Source organism: Pantoea sp. DY-17 (genome assembly GCF_019795975.1).
GTDB classification, from domain to species: Bacteria; Pseudomonadota; Gammaproteobacteria; order Enterobacterales; family Enterobacteriaceae; genus Pantoea; species Pantoea leporis.
This window is the reverse complement of record NZ_JAIMIG010000001.1, coordinates 1,759,026-1,782,630: the sequence shown is the minus strand read 5'-3', so window position 1 is coordinate 1,782,630 and position 23,605 is coordinate 1,759,026. Positions and strand designations below refer to the sequence as shown.

The 23,605-nt window shown below is 56.4% G+C and carries 15 protein-coding genes; 6 read left to right on the top strand and 9 right to left on the bottom strand.

The genetic code is table 11. The features are described 5' to 3' along the window. Positions 1-8 precede the first annotated feature (8 nt). From K5Y33_RS08390 to K5Y33_RS08370, 5 genes are all read right to left on the bottom strand, one after another. Positions 9-407, bottom strand: coding sequence for a type II toxin-antitoxin system VapC family toxin (locus K5Y33_RS08390; RefSeq protein ID WP_061717750.1), 399 nt, complete (start codon positions 405-407; stop codon positions 9-11). After that, positions 407-640 carry a type II toxin-antitoxin system VapB family antitoxin gene (gene vapB / locus K5Y33_RS08385; RefSeq protein ID WP_222233691.1) on the bottom strand — a complete coding sequence of 78 codons (234 nt, stop codon included), beginning with the start codon at positions 638-640 and terminating at the stop codon, positions 407-409. The genes K5Y33_RS08390 and vapB overlap by 1 nt, the downstream gene beginning before the upstream one ends. A gap of 71 nt (positions 641-711) precedes the next feature. After that, on the bottom strand, positions 712-3,783 hold the full coding sequence (gene mdtC / locus K5Y33_RS08380) for a multidrug efflux RND transporter permease subunit MdtC (RefSeq protein WP_222233690.1): 3,072 nt from the start codon (positions 3,781-3,783) through the stop codon (positions 712-714). Continuing rightward, entirely contained in the window at positions 3,780-6,902 is a 3,123-nt protein-coding gene (locus K5Y33_RS08375) for an MdtB/MuxB family multidrug efflux RND transporter permease subunit (RefSeq protein ID WP_222233689.1), read from the bottom strand. Before K5Y33_RS08375 ends, mdtC begins: the two co-directional genes overlap by 4 nt. After that, positions 6,902-8,122 (bottom strand): MdtA/MuxA family multidrug efflux RND transporter periplasmic adaptor subunit, encoded by a 1,221-nt coding sequence (locus K5Y33_RS08370; protein ID WP_222233688.1) that lies wholly within the window; start codon positions 8,120-8,122, stop codon positions 6,902-6,904. Before K5Y33_RS08370 ends, K5Y33_RS08375 begins: the two co-directional genes overlap by 1 nt. A gap of 240 nt (positions 8,123-8,362) precedes the next feature. Here K5Y33_RS08370 and K5Y33_RS08365 point away from each other — a divergent pair, with 240 nt between their 5' ends. Both K5Y33_RS08365 and K5Y33_RS08360 read left to right on the top strand, forming a co-directional pair. Beyond that, positions 8,363-9,325, top strand: a complete 963-nt coding sequence (locus K5Y33_RS08365; protein WP_101763353.1) for an aldo/keto reductase — start codon at positions 8,363-8,365, stop codon at positions 9,323-9,325. 218 nt (positions 9,326-9,543) lie between these two features. Further along, complete coding sequence (locus tag K5Y33_RS08360) at positions 9,544-10,878, top strand: carbohydrate porin (protein WP_167391199.1); 1,335 nt, start codon at positions 9,544-9,546, stop codon at positions 10,876-10,878. A 116-nt stretch (positions 10,879-10,994) separates the two neighbouring features. Here the strand turns inward: K5Y33_RS08360 and yegD are convergent, their stop codons facing one another. The 3 genes from yegD to K5Y33_RS08345 form a co-directional block, all read right to left on the bottom strand. After that, positions 10,995-12,347, bottom strand: coding sequence for a molecular chaperone (gene yegD / locus K5Y33_RS08355; RefSeq protein WP_222233687.1), 1,353 nt, complete (start codon positions 12,345-12,347; stop codon positions 10,995-10,997). Between the two features lie 77 nt (positions 12,348-12,424). Next, positions 12,425-14,989: a diguanylate cyclase gene (locus K5Y33_RS08350; RefSeq protein WP_222233686.1), complete on the bottom strand. Its 2,565-nt coding sequence runs from the start codon at positions 14,987-14,989 to the stop codon at positions 12,425-12,427. 161 nt (positions 14,990-15,150) lie between these two features. Further along, positions 15,151-15,762, bottom strand: coding sequence for a phosphatase PAP2 family protein (locus K5Y33_RS08345; RefSeq protein WP_101763357.1), 612 nt, complete (start codon positions 15,760-15,762; stop codon positions 15,151-15,153). A gap of 230 nt (positions 15,763-15,992) precedes the next feature. Here K5Y33_RS08345 and udk point away from each other — a divergent pair, with 230 nt between their 5' ends. The 3 genes from udk (at position 15,993) to asmA (ending at position 19,228) form a co-directional block, all read left to right on the top strand. Continuing rightward, positions 15,993-16,631: a uridine kinase gene (udk, locus tag K5Y33_RS08340; protein WP_008104883.1), complete on the top strand. Its 639-nt coding sequence runs from the start codon at positions 15,993-15,995 to the stop codon at positions 16,629-16,631. A gap of 72 nt (positions 16,632-16,703) precedes the next feature. Then, entirely contained in the window at positions 16,704-17,285 is a 582-nt protein-coding gene (dcd, locus tag K5Y33_RS08335; protein ID WP_007888946.1) for a dCTP deaminase, read from the top strand. A gap of 143 nt (positions 17,286-17,428) precedes the next feature. Continuing rightward, a complete protein-coding gene (gene asmA / locus K5Y33_RS08330) occupies positions 17,429-19,228 on the top strand; it encodes an outer membrane assembly protein AsmA (protein ID WP_222233685.1) in 1,800 nt (599 codons plus the stop codon). A gap of 384 nt (positions 19,229-19,612) precedes the next feature. On the opposite strand, the gene K5Y33_RS08325 is transcribed toward asmA, so the two are convergent. After that, positions 19,613-21,169: a TerC family protein gene (locus K5Y33_RS08325; protein ID WP_222233684.1), complete on the bottom strand. Its 1,557-nt coding sequence runs from the start codon at positions 21,167-21,169 to the stop codon at positions 19,613-19,615. 786 nt (positions 21,170-21,955) lie between these two features. On the opposite strand from K5Y33_RS08325, the gene wbaP reads away from it, so the two are divergent. Then, a complete protein-coding gene (wbaP, locus tag K5Y33_RS08320; protein ID WP_101763360.1) occupies positions 21,956-23,389 on the top strand; it encodes an undecaprenyl-phosphate galactose phosphotransferase WbaP in 1,434 nt (477 codons plus the stop codon). The last annotated feature ends 216 nt before the right edge of the window (positions 23,390-23,605 follow it).

The window sequence follows — 23,605 nt, the reverse complement described above, 5'->3', positions numbered from 1 at the left end:
CCGTTATGTCAGATCCAGTTTTCGCAGATCAGCCCATTCACGCGTGAAAATTCACGCAAATTGTTCGATACCAACGTCAGGGCGGCACTGCGTGCATGAGCGGCGATGTGAAGATCGTTCAGGCCGATCGGCGTGCCATTTTTCTCAAGCTCTGCGCGGATAGCGCCATAGTGGAAAGCGGCTTTGGCATCGTAATTCAGCACATCAAGGCGTGAGACAAAATCTTCAACGGTACGTAGGTTCCGCTCAGGAAAGGCGCTCTTTTCTGAGCCGTGAAACAGCTCCGCCAGGGTGATCGTCGAGATAACCATCCGGCCGACATTGGCGTTAAAACGTTCGAGCACTTCAATCGGCCGCCGCTTGATGACGTAGATAACAATATTGGTATCCAGCATGTAGCGATGCATTAAAACGCTTCCCGCTCAGATTGTTCCTGCGAAGCACGCTCATCCATAAAATCATCGCTCACCGTCGGACCGTCGAGGAAAAAACTGTCCCAGGCGTTATCTATGGGCGTGAGGATGCGCTCCTTGCCGATTGCTCTGACAGTGACGTTTTTCACATCATCAGGAAAACGAACGTCTGCTGGAATGCGAACGTTTTGTGTCCTGTTGCTGGTGAACACGGTACCTTGTGACATATAAACCTCCTCAGTATTGAACGGGTTAAAGTTTACGCTCTTGGTGCTACATAGCAAGCGTATGTAGCAAGTCATTCAGCTTTCAGTTGAACCTTTTTCTTACGCCGCCGCAGCTTATCCATCATCAAATAGACCACCGGCGTGGTGTAGAGCGTCAGCAGCTGGCTCATCACTAAACCCCCGGCGATGGTGATGCCGAGCGGCTGACGCAGCTCCGCGCCGTCACCGCTGGTCAGCACCAGCGGCAGTGCGCCAAACAGCGCGGCGAGCGTGGTCATCAGAATCGGGCGGAAACGCAGCTGGCACGCCTGGAAAATCGCGTCGCGCGGCGACAGATTGCCGTTTCGCTCGGCATCCAGCGCAAAGTCGACCATCATGATGGCGTTCTTCTTCACGATACCGATCAGCAGCAAAATGCCGATCAGCGCAATCAGGCTGAACGGCGTGTTGAACAGCTCCAGCGCCAGCAGCGCGCCGACGCCCGCCGACGGCAGCGTGGAGAGAATGGTCAGCGGATGCACGTAGCTCTCATACAGAATGCCCAGCACGATATACACCGCCGCAATCGCCGCCAGCATCAGGTATAGCTGATTGGATTGCGACTGCTGGAACACCTGCGCGGTGCCGGCAAAGCTGCCGCGCACGCTGGAAGGCACGCCAAGCGCGGTGATGGTGCGGTCAATAGCTTCAGACGCCTGCGACAGCGATACGCCTTCCGGCAGGTTGAAGGAAACGGTGGACGCCGCCGACAAGCCTTCGTGGTTCACCGATAGCGGCGCGTTGGCCGGTTGCCATTTGGCAAACCAGCTCAGCGGAATCGCTTTGCCGTCGCTGTTGATCACAAACATCTGATCGAGTGAACTGATGTCCTGGGTGTAGCGCGGATCAACTTCCATCACCACTTTGTACTGGTTGAGCGGTTGATAAATGGTGGAGATCTGGCGCTGACCAAAGGCGTTATTCAGCAGGGCATTAGCGGCCGAGACATCAATGCCGAGCCGCGCCATGCTTTCACGGTCGTAAGTCAGATTCATTTCGCTGCCGTTGTCCTGCTGATCCGAGTTGACGTCCGTCAGTTCGGGCAGGGCGGCGAACGCCTGACGGATTTTCGGCTCCCATTCGCGCAAATCATTCAGGTTATCTGACAGCAAACTGTACTGATAGCTGGCGTTGGACTCACGTCCGCCAATGCGAATGTCCTGCACCGCGTTGAGATAGAGATTGGCACCGGGCTCTTTCGCCAGCTTGATACGCAGCCGGGCAATCACTTCCTGCGCGCTTTCGCTGCGCTCGGAGAGCGGCTTGAGCGAGACGAACATTGAGCCACTGTTGGTGCGCGAACCGCCGGTAAAGCCGGTGACGTTATCCACTGCCGGATCGGCTTTGATGATGTTCATGAAATCCTGCAGCTTGCCGCGCATCGCCTGGAACGAAATGCTCTGATCCGCCGAGATAAAACCTTGTAAGCGGCCGGTATCCTGCTCCGGCATAAAGGTTTTCGGGATCGAGATGAACAGCCACACGGTGAGCGCCACGGTGCTGAGCAGCAACATCAGCACCCAAATGGCGTGATTCAGCACCCAGCCCAATGAGCGCGCGTAACCGTTTTGCACCTTCATTAGCAGCTTGCCGAAACCGCGGATGCGCGGCTGGCTGCGCTTGACCTGCGGCTTGAGCAGATAAGCGCACATCATTGGCGTCAGCGTGACCGAGATAAACAGCGAGATCAGAATCGCCACCGACAGCGTAACGGCGAACTCCGAGAAGAAGCGACCAATAATGCCGCCAATCATCAGCAGCGGCAGGAACACGGCAATCAGCGACAGGCTCATCGACAGCACGGTAAAACCAACCTCGCGCACGCCGGTTAGCGCCGCCTGCAGCGGTTTCATACCCGCTTCGACGTGGCGCGCAATGTTCTCCAGCACCACAATGGCGTCATCGACGACAAATCCGGTGGCGATGGTCAACGCCATCAGCGACAGGTTATTCAGGCTGAAGCCACACAGATACATGGCGGCGAAGGTGCCAATCAATGAAACCGGCACCGCAGCGGCGGGGATCAGCGTGGCGCGCCAGTCACGCAGGAAGGCAAACACCACCAGAATCACCAGCGCGACGGCGATGATCAGCGACTGCTCCACTTCATGCAGCGAGGCGCGAATCGTTGGCGAGCGGTCCTGCGCAATTTGCAGATCGATGGCGGCGGGGATCACGTCATGCAGTTCCGGCAATTCGCCACGAATGCGATCGACGGTATCGATGATGTTGGCTTCCGGCGATTTACGCACCACCAGCAGCACCGCCGCTTTACCGTTGGTCATCCCGGCGTTGCGCACGTCCTGCACCGAATCCTGCACATTGGCGACATCGCTGAGGCGCACCGCCGCACCGTTGTTGTAATGCACCACCAGCGGCTGATATTCGCTGGCGGTTTGCAATTCTCCGTTAGTACGTAACTGCCAGCGCTGCTGCACGTCATCAATCGCGCCCTGCGGACGGCGCTGGTTGGCGTTGCTGATGGCGGTGCGCACCGCATCCAGTGATACGCCCTGGTTGAACAGCGCCTGCGGATTGAGTTCAACGCGCACAGCCGGCAGCGAACTGCCGCCGACCGTCACATCGCCCACGCCCTCAATCTGCGACAGTTTCTGCGCCAGTTGCGTTGAGGCGTAATCATACAGCTGACCGGGATTATAAATGTCTGAGGTCAGCGTCAGGATCATGATTGGCGCATCGGAAGGGTTGGCTTTGCGATAGCTGGGACGGCTCGGCATGCCGGTTGGCAGCAGGCTTTGTGCGGCGTTGATCGCCGCCTGCACATCGCGCGCCGCACCGTTGATGTCGCGATCAAAATCGAACACCAGAATGATGCGCGTGCTGCCTAGCGAGCTGGTGGAGGTCATTTCGCTGACGCCCGCGATGCGCCCCAGCGAGCGCTCCAGCGGCGTTGCCACCGATGCCGCCATGGTTTCCGGCGACGCACCGGGCAGCGAAGCCGAAATCAAAATCACCGGGAAATCCAGCTGTGGCAGCGGCGCCACCGGCAGCAGACGGAAGCTTAGAATACCGGCCAGCGCAATCGCCAGCGTCAGCAAAGTGGTGGCGACCGGACGATGGATAAACAGCGCGAAAAACTTCACGACTGCGCCTCCGGGCGCTTAAAGCGACGGCGCGTAGCGTGCGACAGGCGATCAAACAGCAGATAGATCACCGGCGTGGTGAACAGCGTCAGCACCTGGCTCACCACCAAACCGCCCACCATGGCGATGCCCAGCGGACGACGCAACTCCGCGCCAACGCCGGTGCTCAGCATCAGCGGCAGTGCACCGAGCAGCGCCGCCAATGTGGTCATCAGAATCGGGCGGAAACGCAGCAAGCACGCCTGATAAATCGCCTCGCGCGGCGGCATGCCTTGCTCACGTTCCGCTGCCAGCGCGAAGTCGATCATCATGATGGCGTTTTTCTTCACGATACCGATCAGCAAAATAATGCCGATAATGGCGATGATATCCAGCTCATTACCGCTCAGCATCAGCGCCAGCAGCGCGCCGACACCGGCGGTGGGCAGCGTCGAGAGAATGGTGATGGGATGGATAAAGCTCTCATACAACACGCCGAGCACGATATACATCGCCACCACCGCCGCCACGATCAGCCACACGGTGCTGGACAGCGCCGCTTCAAAGGCCAGCGTGCTGCCCTGGAACTGCGTCATCATTTCGGCGGGCATGCCCACCTGATCTTCCGCTGCGCTCACCGCTTTCACCGCATCGCCCAACGAATACCCTTCTGCGACATCAAACGAGAAGGTCGCCGACGGGAACTGGTCGAGATGGTTGATGCTGAGCGCGGCGTGGCGCTGCTCAATCTGAGCGATGGCGTTGAGCGGCACGCTGCCGCCGTCGCTGCTGGTCAGGCGAATGCCGTCGAGGCTCGCCAGTCCTGGCGTGGCGTCGCTGTTCTGCTCCAGCACCACGCGATACTGATTAGCCTGGGTGTAAATGGTGGAGATCAGGCGCTGGCCAAAGGCGTTATACAGCGCGTTATCCACGTCGGCCATGCTGATGCCGAGGCGGCTGGCGCTGTCACGATCGACTCTTACAAAAGCTTCCAGACCTTGATCCTGCCAGTCGCTGCTGACGTCGCGCAGTTGTGGCAGCGTGTTAAGTTGCTCCAGCAGTTTCGGCACCCACAAACTCAGCGACTCCAGCGAACCCGATTGCAGCGTGAACTGGTACGGCGTGCGGCTCGCCTGGGTATCAATGGTCAAATCCTGCACCGGCTGCAGCCACAGCGAAATGCCCGGCACTTTGGCTAACGCCTGTTGCAGACGCTGCTGCACAGCCGGAATGCGATCGTCACGCTCATCCAACGGCTTCAGGTTGATTTGCAGGCGCGCGCTGTTGAGCGCGGCGTTGGTGCCATCGACGCCGACAAACGAGGTCATGCTCTGCACCGCCGGATCTTTCATGATGATCGAGGCGACATCGCGCGTGCGCTCAGCCATGTTGGCGTAAGAGACCGACTGCGGCGCCTGCAAGGTGCCCTGAATAATGCTGTTATCCTGCTGCGGGAAGAAGCCTTTGGGGATCATGATCCACAGCAACACGGTGATCAGCAAGGTGCCGAGCGCTACCGACAAGGTGATCCACGGATGCAGCAGCACGCGCGTTAAGCCGCGTCCGTAACGGGCAATAATGTGGTCAAACATCGCTTCGCTGGCCCGCGAGAAGCGGTTCTGCTTGCGCAGCGATTCAGCGCTTAACATGCGGGCGCACATCATCGGCGTCAGCGTCAGCGACACCACGGCGGAGATCAAAATCGCCACCGCCAGCGTCACGGCGAATTCGCGGAACAGGCGGCCAATCACATCGCCCATAAACAGCAGCGGAATGAGCACCGCAATCAGCGAGAAGGTGAGGGAGATAATGGTGAAGCCAATCTCGCCCGCGCCTTTCAGCGCCGCCGTCAGCGGCTTTTCGCCTTTTTCGATATAGCGCGAGATGTTCTCGATCACCACGATGGCGTCATCAACCACAAAACCGGTGGCAATGGTCAGCGCCATCAGCGTCAGGTTGTTGATCGAGAAGCCCAGGAAATACATCGCGGCAAAGGTGCCGACCAGCGACAGCGGCACGGCGACGGCGGGAATGAGGGTCGCCGGAACGTTACGCAGGAACAGGTAGATGATCATCACCACCAAACCCATCGCCAGCATCAGTTCGTGCTGGGTATCGCTGACCGAAGCGCGGATGTTGGTGGTGCGGTCGGTAAGCAGTTTCACCTCCACCGATTTCGGCAGCGTGGCGGTTAATCCGGGCAGCATGGCGCGAATATTATCGGCGGTGGCGATGATGTTAGCGCCGGGCTGGCGCTGCACGTTGAGCACAATCGCCTGTTGACGGTTCGCCCAGGCGCCCAGCCAGCTGTTTTCGGCACCTTGTTCGATGGTGGTCACATCGCCCAGCCGCACCGGCGCGCCGTTGTTATAGCTGATGATCAGCTTGCGATAATCTTCCGCCGAGGTCATCTGGTCGTTGGCCGACAGCGTAATTGAGCGCGTTGGGCCGTCGAGGCTGCCTTTCGCCGAGTTGACGTTAGCGTTGGTAATGGCGGTGCGCACCGATTCGCTGGTCAGGCCGAGCGCGGCCAGCGCCTGGGTGTTCATCTTCACGCGCACCGCAGGACGTTGTCCGCCCGACAGCGTGACTAAACCCACGCCCGAAACCTGAGAAATCTTCTGCGCCACGCGCGTTTCCACCATGTCCTGCACCTGCGTGAGCGGCATGCTGGTGGTGGTGACGGCGAGCGTCATGATCGGCGGGTCGGCCGGATTTACTTTGCTGTAGACCGGTGGATTTGGCAGATCGCTCGGCAGCAGATTGGTGGCGGAGTTGATCGCTGCCTGCACTTCCTGCTCGGCAACATCCAGTGGCAGCGTCAGCTGAAACTGCAATGTGACTACCGACGCGCCGCCCGAACTCTGCGACGCCATCTGCTTCAGGCCGGACATCTGGCCAAACTGGCGTTCCAGCGGCGCGGTAATGGAAGAGGTCACCACATCGGGAGAAGCGCCGGGATAGAGCGTAACCACCTGAATGGTCGGATAATCGACTTCAGGTAACGCGGAAACCGGCAGAAAACGGTAGCCGAGCACGCCGGCTAACAGAATGGCGATCATCAGTAGCGTGGTGGCGACCGGGCGCAGAATAAACAGGCGCGAAGGTCCACCGCTGCTGTCAGGAGGCATCACCTGCATTATTGACGCTCTCCGCGTGCGGGCTGCGCAGCGCGCGTGCTGTGGGTCGCGGCGCTTTGCGGTGCCACCACTTCAACGGTGGCACCTTCCGTCAGGCGATCGAGCCCGTCGGTCACCACGCGTTCGCCTGCTTCGAGGCCCGCGCTGATCACCACTTTCTGGCTGTCCTGTAACCCAGCGGTGACGCGTTTTTTGCTCACTTTGTTATCACTGTTGACCACCCAGACAAAGTGACCGTCGTTGCTCATCTGCAACGCGGCGGTGGGGATCACCACCGCATCCTGCAAGGTGTCCACTTTCAGACGCGCATTGACAAACTGATTAGGGAACAGCGTGTCATCTTCGTTGCTGAAGCGTGCTTTGAGTTTGATGGTGCCGGTGGTGGCATCAATCTGGTTATCGAGGCTTAACAGCGTGCCGCTGGTCAGCAGCGTTTTGTTGCTGCGATCCCAGGCTTCGACGATCAGCGGCTGTCCGCTTTTCTGCGCCTTGAGGATTTGGCTGATGTTGTTCTCGGCGACGCTGAACACCACGTCAATGGGGTGCGTTTCGGTGATCACCACCAATCCGGTGGTATCGCCGGAGGTGATGTAGTTGCCGACATCCACCTGCTTCAAGCCGACGCGTCCACCAATCGGCGCAGTAATGCGACTGTAGGTGAGATTAAGCTGGGCGCTGGCGACGTTGCCTTCATCAGCTTTAAGGGTGCCGAGCGTTTCGCTCACCAGCGAACGTTGCGTATCGAGTTCCTGCTGCGATACCAGCGAGGTTTTCGCCAGTTTTTCATAGCGACTGAGATCGCGGCGCGCGTTGGCAAGCGTAGCCTGGTCTTTTGCCAGTTGGCCCTGCGCCTGAGTTAATGCCACCTGATAAGGGCGTGGGTCGATTTCCGCCAGCAGCGCGCCAGCGGCCACTTGCTCTCCTTCCTGGAAGTGCAGCGCCATCAATTGGCCGTCAACGCGGCTGCGCACCGTAACGGTGTTGGCGGCGGTCACGGTGCCAAGGCCACTGAGGAAATACGGCACGCTTTGGGTGGCGGCAGCGGCAGCTTGCACTGGCGCTAAGGGGCGTTTGCCACCTGCGCCGCGACCACGCTGCTGCTGACCTTCGGCCTGCGGCTGTTTATTCGGTTCCGCTGGATGCTGCCACCAATAATAGCCGCCCGCCAGCACGGCAATCACGGCTACGGCCAGTAAGCTTGTTTTAATTCGACGGTTCATCAAGGCGTGTGCTCTCCAGCATTTTTCGTTTTCCCCAATGCGAAATATAAAAATAGCCATTTCGCAAACGAATGATTGTAGTCGCCCGGACCGGGCAAAAATTGAAGGAAATAAGAATATCGCCCCATTGAAGGTAAGTATTCATATTCTGTAAATATTCTGCCAGCAATAGGCATAAGCGCGGCAATTTCCTTTGCTAAGCTCAATACAGACCTGTCTCGTTTGAATAAGGAGAACAAAATGAGTCAACAGAAACTCCGCCAGCTCGGCGACAGCGGTATTGAAGTTCCCCGTCTCACCTTTGGCGGCAATGTGTTTGGCTGGACGGTGGATGAGAAAACCTCATTTTCCCTGCTTGATGCGCTGGTGGAGAAGGGCTTGTTCTTCATCGATACCGCCGACGTTTATTCGCGCTGGGCGCCGGGTAACGAAGGTGGCGAATCGGAAACCATCATCGGCAAATGGCTGAAGAAAAGTGGCAAGCGCGACAGCATCGTGCTGGCCACCAAAGTTGGCATGGAGCTGTCGCCGGAGAAAACCGGCCTCAAACCGGCTTACATTCGTCAGGCGGTAGAAGATTCGCTGCGCCGCCTGCAAACCGACGTCATCGATCTTTATCAGGCGCACCGCGATGATGACGCGACGCCGCTGCTGGAGACGCTGAAAGCCTTCGATTCGCTGATCAAGGAGGGCAAAGTGCGTGCCATTGGCGCGTCTAACTACAACGCTAAACGTCTGCAGGAAGCGCTGGACGTGAGCAAGCAACATGGCCTGGCGCGCTATGAAACCCTGCAGCCGGAATACAATCTCTACGATCGCCAGGAGTATGAAAGCGGTCTGGAGCAGGTTGCGGTGAAAAATGGCCTCGGCGTGATTAACTACTATTCGCTGGCCAGCGGCTTCCTCAGCGGTAAGTACAAAAAGCCAGAGGATGCCAGCAAAAGTCAGCGCGGGCAGGGCATCGTCGACAAGTACCTGAATGAACGCGGTAAGCGCATTGTTGAAGCGCTGGAAGATGTCGCCGCCTCGCACGATGTGTCGGCAACGCAGGTGGCGCTGGCGTGGCAGATTGCCCGTCCGAGCATTACCGCCCCGATTGTCAGCGCCACGTCGCTGGAGCAGTTGGATGAGTTAGTGAAAGCTACCCAACTCGAGCTCAGCAAGCAAGAGATCGAAGAGCTGGCGAGCGCCAGCAAACTGTAAGGTTTTCAGGGACGCTGCGGCGTCCCGCTATTTTCCAGCTCTGCCTCACAAAAAATGCCATTTCCCACAAAAGATTTTCAATCATCGACAGACGTCACAATTGCGCTAACGCACTATCATCCTGCAGTAAACTGCGCACATATTTGCAAAAACTGACAAATCCTCAGCACTATCCTCTGTTCGATCCATTCCAGTAACTTCATATAAGAATAACCATCATGAACAGAAAAGAAGCAGTGCAGCATTTACCCCGCCTGGCAGCGGGAACTCTGATGTTTGCGATGCTGAGTGCATCTGCGCTGGCCGCTGATGCTTTCAGTTACGACTCTCCCTATATGTTTGGTGATTGGGGCGGTTACCGAACGCAGCTGGAAAATGACGGCATAAAATTCGACGTTAACTACACCATGGAAAGCGGCTCCAATCTGGCGGGCGGCGCCGATACCAACACCTCAATGCGCTACAGCGATCAGTGGGCGTTTGGCGCTAATTTCGACCTGGAAAAACTGCTCAACTGGCAGGATGCGCAATTCCAGATGACGATTACCGATCGTAATGGTCAGAACATTTCCGACCAGGTCGCCGATCGTCGTACCGGCATGTTGTCCTCCACTCAGGAAGTGTACGGACGCGGCCAAACCTGGCGTTTAACCCAGTTCTGGTTAAGCAAAGGTCTGTTCGATAACACCGTGAACCTGAAAGCCGGTCGCGTCACCGTTGGTGAAGATTTCGATAACTTTGACAGTAAGTTCCAGAACCTGGCGTTCGGTAGCGGCCAGGCCGGTAACTGGCGTGGCGATCGCTGGTTCAACTGGCCGGTGTCCCAATGGGGCGGCCGCGTGAAGGTGAATATCACACCTGAAGTGTTCTTCCAGGTGGGCTTCTATAACCAGAACCGCGCCAACTACGATCGCGGCGACGGCTTCCGTCTTGATACCAGCAACTCCGAAGGCAATCTGGTGCCGGTAGAGTTGGGTTGGAAACCGACGTTAGGCGCCGACAAGCTGCCGGGTAATTACCGTATCGGCTATTACTACTCTTCAGCTAACGGCGACAACTACGGCAGCTGGCGCGATGGGGCTTATCAGAGCCAGGATCACGCTTACGGCGGCTACGTGCTGCTGCAACAGCAGCTGACCGCGCAGGGCGGCGATGCCAGCCGTGGTTTGGGCGTCACCGTTCAAGCGGTGATGAACGACCATAAAACCTCGAAAACGGATAACTATCAGTCGGTGAGCTTCACCTGGAAAGGGCCGTTTGATGCGCGTCCGCAGGATGAGATTGGTGTGGGTGCGGCACGTATTCACGTTAACAGCGCTTACACGCGTTCCCAACGTGAGCAGAATAACGCGAACGGTGAGACTGACTTCAATAGCCCAACCTATCTGCCGATTCAGGATGGATCAGAGTATAACTATGAGATCTACTACAACGCGCAGCTGACCAAATGGCTGCAATTGCGTCCGAACCTGCAATATGTGGTGGCGCCGGGGGCGGTAAGTGAAGTGAAAGATGCGTTTGTGGGTGGGATCAGTGCGAACGTGAATTTCTAATCTGGCAGAATCTGTGGCTTTGCCCTCTCCCTTTGGGAGAGGGCAGGGTGAAGGGGATAATCGTACGGAGCGGTCTGACCCTCACCCTAACCCTCTTCCGCAAGCGGGAGAGGGGATTATCTGAACATCACTTCAGCCCAGCGGGCGAGGCCGGCGGTCACCGAGGCGAAGTCATCGCCGCTGGCGATAGGCGTATCGGGCAGCGCCTGCTGTAACGCCGCGCGCAACACCGGAGAACGTGCGCTACCGCCGGTGAGATAAATCACTTCCGGCTTGGTTTCGCAGGTGGCGAGCGCCAGATGCACTTGCTCCAGAATGCGTTCCAGCGGTTGATTAATCGCTTCTTCCAGCTGCGCAGCACTAATTTGCGCCTGCAATTGCGCGGCGATAAACGCCAGCGAGGCATCGGTCTCTTTCACCTCCGACAGCGCAATCTTGCTCTCTTCCGCCGCACGCACCAGACGATAGCTCAGCTTCTGCTGCCACACTTTCAGCAAGTGCGCCACTTTGTCGCTGTGTTCAGCATCGCGGATCAAATCGCGCAGCAGTTTGCCGCTGGCCGCGGAATAGAAGTCGCTCTGTGCCGGGACGTCGTTGATCGCCACCGCATTCCACCACGGCAGCGCGGGCAGCGCGGTGCCTTTCTGCGTATTGCCACCGAGGCCCAGCAGCGGCATCAGGGTTTTGAACGCCAGCATAATGTCGAGATCGTTCCCGCCCACGCGGCATCCGCTGTGGCCAAGTAAACTTTCACGCCGATCGGTTTTATGACGCCATTCCGGGCCCATCAGCAGCATCGAGCAGTCGGTGGTGCCGCCGCCGATATCGACGACTAATACGCGCGTCTCTTTCTGCAGCGTGGCTTCGAAATCCAGGCCCGCCGCCACCGGCTCAAACTGGAACTCGACATCACGGAAACCGGCGCGCTGTGCCGCACGCAGCAGAATGCCTTGCGCCTGCTGGTTAGCTTCTTCGCCGCCTAAACCCTGGAAGTTAATCGGGCGGCCAATCACCGCTTGCTCAATCGGGCGATCGAGCTGGGTTTCGCCTTGCTGACGAATGTGCAGCATCATCGCGCACACCAAATCTTCAAAGAAGGCGATCTGCTGTGGCTTCAGGCCGTTAGCGCCGAGGAAGGATTTCGGTGACTTCACGAACCATACTTCTTCGGGATCGACCATATATTGCTGCAGCGCGGTCAAACCGAACTGCACGCTGCCTGGCGTGACGTCGATATCTTCTTCGCGGTTATAGCGCAGCGCACGCTGCAATAAGGCGATGCCTTCGCTGTCCGGCGTTGGCACCTGATGATGGCGATGCAGCCATTCGCTGATCGCTTCACGCGTTGGCGCGCAAATCATGGAGGGAAGCAGGCGCTGACCATTCTCCAGTGTCAGCAGGCGCGGCGTGCCATTATCGCTGACCGCAATTGAGCAGTTTGCTGTGCCGTAATCGAATCCGATAAACATATTTATCCCCCATGCCGGAAAAAAGGGGGCGACTTTAGCGCAGCCAGCGCGGGCTGGCAATGGGCAGACGTGGCAGATTACATCTGCACTTCCTGATAAACGTGATACTGACCACGGCCCGCGTGTTTTGCGCTGTAACAGGCGACATCGGCCTGTGACATCACCACATTGCTGATGCAGTTACGTTGATCAATTTGCGTGATGCCGGCACTCGCGCCGACGTGATAAGTCTGCTCCTGCCACATAAAGCGATATTCGCTCACGGCGGTGACGATACGCTGCACCACGTCGCGCACCTGATCCACTTCGCAATTCGGCATTAGCACGCCAAATTCGTCGCCGCCCAAACGCGCCAGCATATCGCTGCTGCGCAGATGATGCGGCATCAGCTCTGCCAGTTCGCGCAGCAGCGCATCCCCGGCGGCATGCCCGGCGGTATCGTTCACCGCCTTGAATTTATCCAGATCGATAAATACCAAGCCGTGATGGGTGTGGTTGGCCGCCGCATCGTTCACCAACTGCTTCAAACGCTGCTCGAAGCTGTGGCGATTTGGCAGGCGCGTCAGCATATCGTGTGAAGCGCTGTAGCTCAGGCGCTTCATCACCTTGCGCGATTCACTGACGTCCTGAATAACCATCACCGCGCCGATGCTAGCGCCGGTCAGGGTTTTCAGCGGCGTGATGCTGTAGTGGATCTCCACGCGCGTGCCGTCTGGTGTATGCAGCACCAGCTCTTCATCGAGTTCGGGAGAGATTTTTTCGTCCGGCAGCTGGCACAACAGCAAATTATCGACGCGCGGGCCGCTCGCGCCGCGCGTGATGTTAAGCAGTTCGGTAATGGGTACGCCTGCGGCTTTTTCCTGTGGCCAGCCGCTCAGCGTTTCGGCAACCGGATTCATAAAGGTGACGCGCATTTCATCATCGGTACTGATCACCGCTTCACCGATGGAATCGAGGGTGATCGCCATGCGCTCTTTTTCCTGGAACAGCGCTTCATTCAGCGCGCGCAGCGGCGTGATGTCCTGACAGATGCCGAGCATACGTTCAATCTGACCATCCTGACTCAGAATGCGGTTGGCCTCAGAGCGCACGTAGCGCGGGCCTTCCGGTAAATTAATCCGGTATTCCAGCTGGAAAGCGCTGCGGCGTTCGATGGCCTGCTGCACCACAAGCGTGGCGGTTTCCCGCTCGGCCGGATCAAGCAGATGCACCCACAGATCGTAGGTGGGCGTCTGGTGCGGACTTAAGCCAAACAGCTCATACATGCGCTTGTCCCACAACATCTCGCCGGTCAGCAGATTCCACTCCCACACGCCAATGCCGCCAGCTTCATTGGCCAGCGTGATGCGCTCCATCAAGCGTCGATTAATCTGCTCACTCTGCTTCAATTCGGAGATATCGATAATCTGCGCGATGAAGTAGTGCGGCTGTTGCGCGGCGTCGCGCACCATCGATACCGTCAGGCGCGCCCAGACGATTTCGCCATCCTTGCGGAAATAGCGCTTCTCCATGGTGTAGGTCATGATTTCACCCGCCACCAATCGCTCCAGCTGCTGTAAATCGCTGTTGAGATCGTCGGGATGGGTGATTTGCTGGAAGGTGAGCTTTTTCAGCTCATCGGCCGGGAAACCCAGCGTCTGGCACAGTGAATGATTGACCTGCTGCCAACCGCCATTCGGCGAAACCAGCGCCATGCCAATCGCGGAGTATTCCATAGCGTTACGGAAGCGGGTTTCACTCTCGCTGATATGATGCTTCTCGCGCTGGAAGGCATCCATCACCAGCGCCATCACGTGGCTCGGCAGCAGCACCAACAGAAATGGCAGCCAGGTGCTGACCTGGCCGAGCAGCATGCCGTTTTGCGCCAGGTTGACCCAGTTAAAGGCCAGCAGAATCGAGATGAAACTGGCGTTGAGGAAGAACAGCAGAAACGCTTCGAACTTGGGTAGCCGCACCGAGCACCAAAAAAGAATCACCACAATAAAAGTGAAGGGCCACGGCAGAAAACGCAGCGACAAATAGCTGGCGAGCAGCGTGACAAGCAGCGTCAGGCCGGTTTCCAACTGACGGCCTGGCGTCAAAATCTGGCGCAGCGGTTTATTTGGCCACAGCAATAACACCGGGCCAAACGCCAGCACGCCGATCACCTCAGAAATCACCCACGTCGAGAAGAAGGGCAGTGACGCATTGCTGCCCACATGCAGCATCCACAATGCCACGACGCCACCTAACAGCGGCGCAATCAGGCCGGCGCACAGGGCAAAGCGCACCCAGTCGAGTAACGAATTGAGCGGGGCGCGGCGATCGAGCAGCGCGCGCAGCATCACGCCGCCCAGAATCGCCTGTACCATATTTAAGATGGCGAACTTAATGTTACTGAGTGCGGGACCAATAATGATCAGATTGGCCAACGCGGTACCCAGTACGCAGGCAAGCAGCAGCAAGGGAACGTGTTTGGAGTGGGCGCGAAACACGATCACCGTCATCAGCGCGGTGGAGTACCAAAGCGGCGAAATACGGCCACTGACAACAATCAGTTCCAGGCAAAATAGCGTCAGTAGAAAAGTGAGCCCGCCAATGAGCAAGGCATTGAGCCAGGTTCGCTGTGGCCTTTCCTGTGAAGTTAGTATCTCGAGGGTCATGCAAGAATCCAGCAGCGCGCACCTGATTCACGATGGAAAATGCGCCAATCAATCACTATTTTGCATGCTAGCACATCTGTTTGAGATGTCTGCGGGGAATTCGACTTTAGTCGTTATTCACTGAATTGATTGGCCCTTTGCGCGCAAAGGGCCAAACGGGATTAGCGAAAAAGATCGGCGCGGGTAAACGGCTTTTCTAAGCCGGCAAGATTGGCAGAGAAGCGTTCGAGGAACTGTTGCGTGGTGGCGACGCGGCCGTGGCTCAGCAGCAACAGCGGCACCAGCAGCGCGACGCCAATCTGCGGCAGGCTAAAGCCCTTTAGTGAAGTGCGGCGCTGCGTCAGCAGGAATGCGGTGCTAAGCGTAAAGCCAAGCATCAGGCCCGCCAGCACTTCGCTTTTGGAGTGCGCGTGGATGACCAGGCGCGACAGGCCAACCATCAACGGAATCAGATAGCCGATGCCAATGGTAAACAGGCGCCAGCGCGGCGACCAGCGGCCGGAGATCAGCCACATCATCACCGGCCAGAGCGTGGCCGACATTGCGCTGTGGCCGCTGAAGCCGGTAAAGTTGAATCGGGCACTACCAATGCCAAAGCCGAGAAACAGGATTTTCGAGACGCTCACCACCAGGCCAGCCAAACCAAACGCCAGCACCCAATACCAGACGGTTTGGCGGTTGTCGCTTTTCCATGGCAAGACCAGCGCGATGATCACCGCGGTCGGGATCAGCAACATGCTGTCGCCAAAATAGGTCAGGGTTTTCCAGCTCATACTTTTCCTTGCGGCTATATTAGGAGTGCCAACGCCGGCTGCAGTGTTGGCAGATGAACAGTGTATCGATTAAGCGTCTGGCTGCAAAAGGGGATATTCTGAAAAGCCGTTGGCCCATTTCTCTGGCATCAACCCGGTGAAATACCTATAATTGCCGCCAACTAACCCTCTCATTCGGCCCGTTGCAGCTTCGGCTTAGGCAGGCTCCAGTTATCAGGTCTTAAAAAAGTATGACTGACAAGTCTCATCAGTGCGTGATCGTTGGCATCGCAGGTGCATCCGCATCCGGAAAAAGTCTTATCGCCAGCACGCTCTATCGTGAAATCCGTGACCAGGTCGGTGACGAGCATATCGGTGTGATCCCCGAAGATGCCTACTATAAAGATCAGAGCCACCTCACCATGGAAGAGAGGGTGAAAACCAACTATGACCATCCGAGTGCGATGGATCATGATCTGTTGTTGCAGCACCTGCGCGCGCTTAAAGCTGGTCAGGAAATTGAGTTGCCGGTTTACAGCTATGTTGAGCACACCCGCACCAGCGACTGTATTCATCTCAAATCGAAGAAAGTTATCATTCTCGAAGGCATCTTGCTGTTAACCGATGCCCGCCTGCGTCAGGAGATGAATTTCTCTATCTTCGTCGATACGCCGCTGGATATCTGTTTGATGCGCCGCATGAAGCGCGATGTGAATGAGCGCGGTCGCTCCATGGATTCGGTGATGAGCCAGTATCAGAAGACCGTGCGTCCGATGTTCCTGCAATTTATTGAACCTTCCAAGCAGTACGCTGACATCATTGTGCCGCGCGGCGGAAAAAACCGTATCGCCATTGATATCCTCAAGGCCAAGATTAATCAGTATCTTTGACGACATGGCGTCCGCCCCGGCGTGACGCGCTGTCGTAGCCATTCGCTACACTTAATTCATGGAGTACCTGCGATGAGATTATGCGATCGCGATATTGAAGCCTGGCTGGACAACGGAAAGTTGGCGATTGAGCCGCGCCCGCCAGTGGAACGCATCAACGGCGCCACGGTGGATGTGCGCCTCGGCAATCAGTTCCGCACTTTTAGCGGTCATACGGCGGCGTTTATTGATTTGAGTGGTCCAAAGCATGAAGTCAGTGCCGCGCTGGACCGTGTGATGAGCGACGAGATTGTGCTGCCGGAAGGCGAAGCCTTTTTCCTGCATCCTGGCGAGCTGGCGCTGGCGGTGACGCTGGAATCGGTCACCATTCCTGACGATCTGGTCGGCTGGCTGGATGGCCGCTCTTCGCTGGCACGCCTGGGTTTAATGGTGCACGTCACGGCGCACCGTATCGATCCGGGCTGGCAAGGCCGCATCGTGCTGGAGTTCTATAATTCAGGCAAACTGCCGCTGGCGCTGCGTCCAGGCATGTTAATTGGTGCACTGAGCTTTGAGCCTCTGTCGGGCCCGGCTGCGCGACCGTATAACCGTCGCGAAGATGCCAAATATCGTGGTCAGCAGGGCGCGGATGCCAGCCGCATCGACAAAGACTGACTACAAAATGCTTGCCAAAATACGTCGAGGTGCAGCAAGGCGGCAAGCGAGTAAATCCCCGGGAGCTTACATCAGTAAGTGCCGGGGTGAGCGAGCGCAGTCAACGAAGCTGCACCTTGAATTATGACGGCAATGAGGATGTGATGAGAAGAGTGATAACTACGCTGGCCATCCTGTTAGTGGTGGTCGTAGCGGGCATGACGGCATTGGTGTTGCTGGTCAATCCCAACGACTTTCGTACCTACATGGTAAAGCAGGTTGAACAGCGCAGTGGTTATCAGCTTCAGATAAGCGGCGATCTGCGCTGGCACGTCTGGCCACAGCTCAGCATTCTCGCCGGGCGCATGAGTCTGACCGCGCCTGGCGCCACGCAGCCGATGGTCACTGCCGATAATATGCGCCTGGATGTCCATCTCTGGCCGCTGTTGTCGCATCAGCTGAGCGTCAGTCAGGTGATGCTGAAAAACGCTATCATCCGCGTCACGCCAGACAGCGCCGCGCAAAAGCCCACCGGCGCGCCGGTGGGGCCGGGTGATGCCGAGCCGATGAGCAGCAGCAATAACGGCTGGTCATTCAACATTGGTAAACTGCGTCTCGCCGACAGCCTGCTGATTTGGCAGCAGCCCGGCGGCGACGAATATAATTTCCGCGACCTCAATCTCAACCTCGATCAGGATGCCAGCAAACAGGCCAGCATCAATTTGGCTACCCGGATTTCGCGTAATCAGCGCAACGTCAGCGTCAATCTCAAAGGGCAGATGAATGTGGCGCAGTATCCACATCGTCTGGTCGGACAGCTGGATGAGTTGAATTACGCCATCGACGGCGCCAATCTGCCGACGCAGGGGATCAAAGGCACCTTGAGCGGTCAGGGCGAATGGAACGGCGACAATCAGCGTTTCTCCCTACAGAAGATGCAGCTCACCGCCAATGACAGCGCACTGGATGGCAGCGCCGAGGGGCGTCTGGCGCTGCCGCAGCAGCTTAATCTGGCGCTACACGCCACCCGTTTAGACATCGACGCGTTGATGGCGAATGCACCGGTGACGGATAGCAGCGCGCCGCAGCGAGCCAATGTGGTGAGCACGCCAGTGATTGCTGAACCGCGAATGCGTGATAACAGCAACTCGCCGCTGAATCAGCTGGATTTGACGCTCAATCTCACCGCCGATAGCAGCGTGTGGCGCGGCCTAACGCTGACCAACTTGCAGATCGATGCCAGCAATCAGCAAGGTTTGATGACGCTGAGTAAGCTGCAAGGCAAATTTGGCGAAGGCCATTTCTCCGTTCCCGGTTCGGTGGATATCCGCAAACCGGTGACGCAAGTGGCATTCCAGCCTGAGCTGGATAACATCGCCATTGCGCCGCTGCTGAAAGCATTAGAACTGCCAGAAACGCTGCAAGGCACGGTTTCACTGCAAGGCGATGTGAGCGGTGCTGGATTGAGCATTGAAGAGGCAAAACGTAACTGGCAGGGCAGAGCGGATCTGGAAGCCACTAATTTGCAGCTTTCGCAGCTGAATCTGCAGCAGATGGTGCGCCGTGCGGTGGCGCGCGTCAGTAATCGTGTCACCAACGATCAACCCGACGATCAGGGCATTCAGCAGTTGAGTGGGCGCGTGAGTCTCAAGCAAGGCATCTTCAGCTTGCCGGATCTGCAGGGCGGCAACAGTCGTCTGGCGGTGCAGACCAAAGGCAATGTCGATATGGTCAAACAGCAGCTCGACGTCACCATTAATATGATGCTGCGCGGCTGGCAGGGCGACGATAAATTAGCTGCGCTGCTGAACCAGCAAACTATTCCGCTGCGCATGTACGGCGGCTGGAATAATCTGCAGTACTCGTTGCCGGTGGATGATGTGGTGCGTCAGCAACTGCAAAGCGAAGCGAAGTCGCGTCTGAATCAGTGGCTGGATCGCCAGCAACCGGCAAAGCAGCCGTAACTTGGGTCGCCATTCAGGGCGGAATGCTGAACACTTAAGCGCAGAGCGACTTTCGTTCGCCTTGCGCTGAGGCAGTTGCAGCACGTTCGCGCGGCGACCGAGCAGAGGACGCCTGGCCGCGCCCTCTGCACTCCCGGGCCTTGCGCCAGCCCAACTCGCCGCTACGCGGTACCTTCACTCACTCACGATTCCTTACGGACCGGTGGCGATTCGCTCCTGCTCAGCGCCACCTCTCGCCGCATCCCTGCGGCTCGCCCTGGAATCCCTCACTCGTTCAGCGAGATGGGATGTCGCCTCAACACCCGCGCTGCAGCTGCAATGCATTATCCTGCCTCACCATCGCTGTAAATCCCGTAGGGTCGCCATTTATGGCGACCTGGCTAATTACGGTGCTATCGGCACTATCTCCACTTTCTGTACACGGTGGTTTTCTACCTGCAACGTACGCAGCAGATAATCGCCGATCTGCAACTCTTCACCTTCCTGCGGCACATGTTGCAGGCTATCCATCAGTAATCCCGCCAGCGTGTGGTAATTGCGCTTTTCATCGTACGGCAGCTGCACGTAGACGGCTAAATCCTCTAACGGCATATGACCATTCGCCACCCAACCGCCGTCGGGCAGCACTTGAATATCGTAGCGCGCATCGATTTTTTCCCCTTCATTCGGCAGATTGCCGGCGATGGTTTCCATCAGGTCGCTCAGCGTGACCACGCCTTCCACCGAACCAAACTCATCCACTACAAAGGCGAAGTGGGTGCGCGCGTTGCGGAACTGTTCCAGCGCCTGTAATAAGGTGACGCGCTCAGGAAAGATTAACGGCTGGCGAATCAGCGAGCGTAAATCCAGTGATTTGCTGTGCAACGATTGATGCAGGAGGTCAATCACGTGCACCACACCGAGCGGGTCGCGGCCCTGTTCGGTCACCAGAATACGCGTGTGTTGATTGCGATCGAGCTTCGCCATGATCTCCGCCGGATCTTCGGTGAGGTCGATATGCTCGACGTCGTGGCGCGACGTCATGATGCTATTAATCTGGCGCTGACCCAGCCCCAGCACGCGCGCAATCATGCGCCGTTCCTGACGGTTAAATAGCGCGCCTTCTTCGCTGTCGCTGACCAGTGAAGCAGTATCGGCGTCCAGTTCCGCACGCTGCGCCTCGCCGCGCAGAATGCGCAAAACGGCTTCTGACGTGCGCTGACGCAGTGGACGGCCGGCAGTGAGAAAGCGGCGGCGATTGAACATCGCCAACTGATTGAGTATCTCGATGACGATAGAGAAACCAATCGCCGCGTAGAGATACCCTTTTGGAATAATGAAGCCTAACCCCTCGGCCACCAGGCTGAAGCCGATCATGAGCAGGAAGCTCAGACAGAGAATCACGATGGTCGGATGGCCGTTAACGAAACGCGTTAGCGGCTTACTCGCCAGCAGCATCAGCAGAATCGCCACCGTTACTGCCGCCATCATCACCGGCAGCTCGTTGACCATGCCAACGGCGGTAATCACCGAGTCCAGCGAGAAGATGGCGTCCAGCACCACTATTTGCGCCACCACCGGCCAGAATTTAGCACCGTTCTTATTTTGACCGGTTTCCTCGTCAGCGCCTTCCAGACGACTGTTTAACTCGGTGGTGGCTTTATAAAGAAGAAAGAAGCCTCCGCACAGCAGCAGCAGATCGCGGGCGCTGAAGTCGTGGTGCAACAGAGTAAACAGCGGTTGTGTCAGGGTTACCAGCCAGGATAGTGAGGCGAGCAGCGCTAAACGCGACACCAGCGCGAGAAGCAGGCCGATAATACGCGCACGGTCGCGTTCCTTCGGCGGCAGCTTTTCGACGAGGATGGCAATGAAAACCAGGTTATCAATGCCCAACACCAGCTCCAGAACGATTAGCGTTACTAATCCTGCCCAGAGCGTCGGATCAATGATCCACTCCAACATGTGTTAATCACCTTAATGTCTGTGTTATGCGCTTAATCTGATGATAGTGAAACGGCGTTAAGCCTGTAAATAGCCGCTGACTCGGTCAATTGGCGGGTCAGCCATGAGAGAAGAATATCCCTGATTGCCGATTTGCACCGATAAGATGAAAGTATGGATAAAGATTGCACCTGAATGAAAGAGACAATTATTTTTTTTCAGCAGATAACCACGTGCATTTTTAATGCAGTCTATTGCGTGGTTGAGTATCGAATTAATCTGAATTTTGCAGGGGAATGGCCTGAAAGGGCTGGCATCAATACTTATCGCTGGTAGTCTTTTTCCTAAAATAGTGCAGGGAACACGGGGCCTACTTGTAAACAAGCCAGTAATAACTAGTATAGCAACGTGTTAGTAAATGTCTGCGCCAAAGTTGTTTATAGCGTGCTCCTTAGCCTCTTAATGTTGCGAACTGTGATCGCACGCGGACCACGGCCAGTAATTAGCGCAAAAATGCCGCATAAAACAAGTTGTAATTAGGATGAAAGCGGTATTGGCAGCGACAGCCAAGGGCGGTAGCGTGCCTAAAGCGCCTTTCTCTTGGTTTAATGGTCTGCCACTGTGGTAAGGGAAGTCGGACTAATCTGTTGGTATTAATCACAATTCTCTTGCTTACTATTGTGAGAATTGATTTGGCCTCAGAGAATTTACCGCAGATTGCCTCAACAAATGCAGTGAATATTTCGCTCATTTATCAAACAGCGTTGAGGCATTAGGGATTAAAGAAATAATATAAAAGAGTTAACTATGCGCGATAACGAAATTACATATAAAAGTCTTCTGACAAAAATTTTACTGGCGTGCTCGGATTTAATTTGTTTCAACGCAGCATTATTTATTGCGATGGCATTGATTAATTCGTTTACCCATTCTCCACTGGCAGATATATCTGAAAAATACCTGCATTTAAAAATTGCTACGCACATTGCGCTTTCCGTTATTTGCGTGGGCTGGTTCTGGGTTCGCCTGCGTCATTATACCTATCGCAAGCCATTCTGGTTCGAGCTCAAAGAGATCTTTCGTACCATTCTTATTTTCTCTGTCATCGACTTGTCAATTTCAGCCCTTTCACAGTGGCAAATGTCGCGCTTTGTCTGGGTAGCGACCTGGGTTCTGGCGTTGATTATGATTCCTTTAGCGCGCGCCATCTCTAAGCGTGTGCTGAATCATTATGGCATGTGGAAGAAGCAAACCATCATCATCGGCAGCAGCCGCAATGCCCAGGAAGCCTGGCAGGCGCTGCAGAGCGAAGAGGTGATGGGCTTCGATGTTATCGCCTTCTTCGATGTCGATAAGAGCAGCCCACAGGCCAGCATCTCAGGCGTGCCTGTGCTGCACAATGAACAAGAGTTGTGGCAGCTGACCAACAGCGAAACCCAATTCATCGTGGCGGTGGAGTTCGAACAGAGCCAGCACCGCGACCACTGGCTGAAAACCCTGGCGATGCACAATTGCCGCTCGGTTTCTGTTATTCCAACACTGCGCGGTGTACCGCTGTACGGCACCGACATGGCTTACATCTTTAGCCATGAAGTGATGATTCTGCGTGTGAATAACAATCTGGCGAAGCGCACGTCACGTTTCCTTAAGCGTGCATTCGATATCGTCGGCGCGCTGAGCATTATCCTCGCGCTGTCCCCGGCGTTGCTGGTCCTTGGATTTATGGTTGGCCGCGATGGCGGACCACCGATTTACGGTCATGAACGTGTGGGCTTAGGCGGCCGTAAGTTCAAATGCCTGAAATTCCGCTCAATGGTGATTAACTCGAAAGAGGTGCTGGAAGAGGTACTGCGTACCGATCCTGTTGCCCGCGCCGAGTGGGATAAAGATTTCAAACTGAAGAACGATCCGCGCATTACCAAAGTCGGCCATTTCATCCGTAAAACCAGTCTGGATGAGCTGCCGCAGCTGTGGAACGTGGTACGTGGCGATATGAGCCTGGTGGGGCCGCGCCCGGTGATTGAAGATGAGCTCTGCCGTTATGCCGGTGATGTCGATTATTACCTGATGGCGAAACCAGGCATGACGGGATTGTGGCAGGTTAGCGGTCGTAACGACGTTGACTATGAAACACGCGTCTATTTCGACTCGTGGTATGTCAAGAACTGGTCGCTGTGGAATGACATCGCGATTCTGTTTAAGACGGTTGGCGTAGTGCTGAAACGCGATGGCGCCTATTGATAGACAGCGAAGCCTGGGAGGGCAGCAAGCTCCCCGGTTGAAAACTGCGGGTGCTGGGTGTGTCGTTATTAGACAGCTGCACTGATTGAGTCTGTATAACCATTTTAATTGATGTCGTCTTTAGACTCGGTGACAACATAAAACCAAGGGAGCGCATAATAATGACCCACAGTTTCAGTGTTTAACCCGTCACATTCCATTTTTGTAAGACGCTAC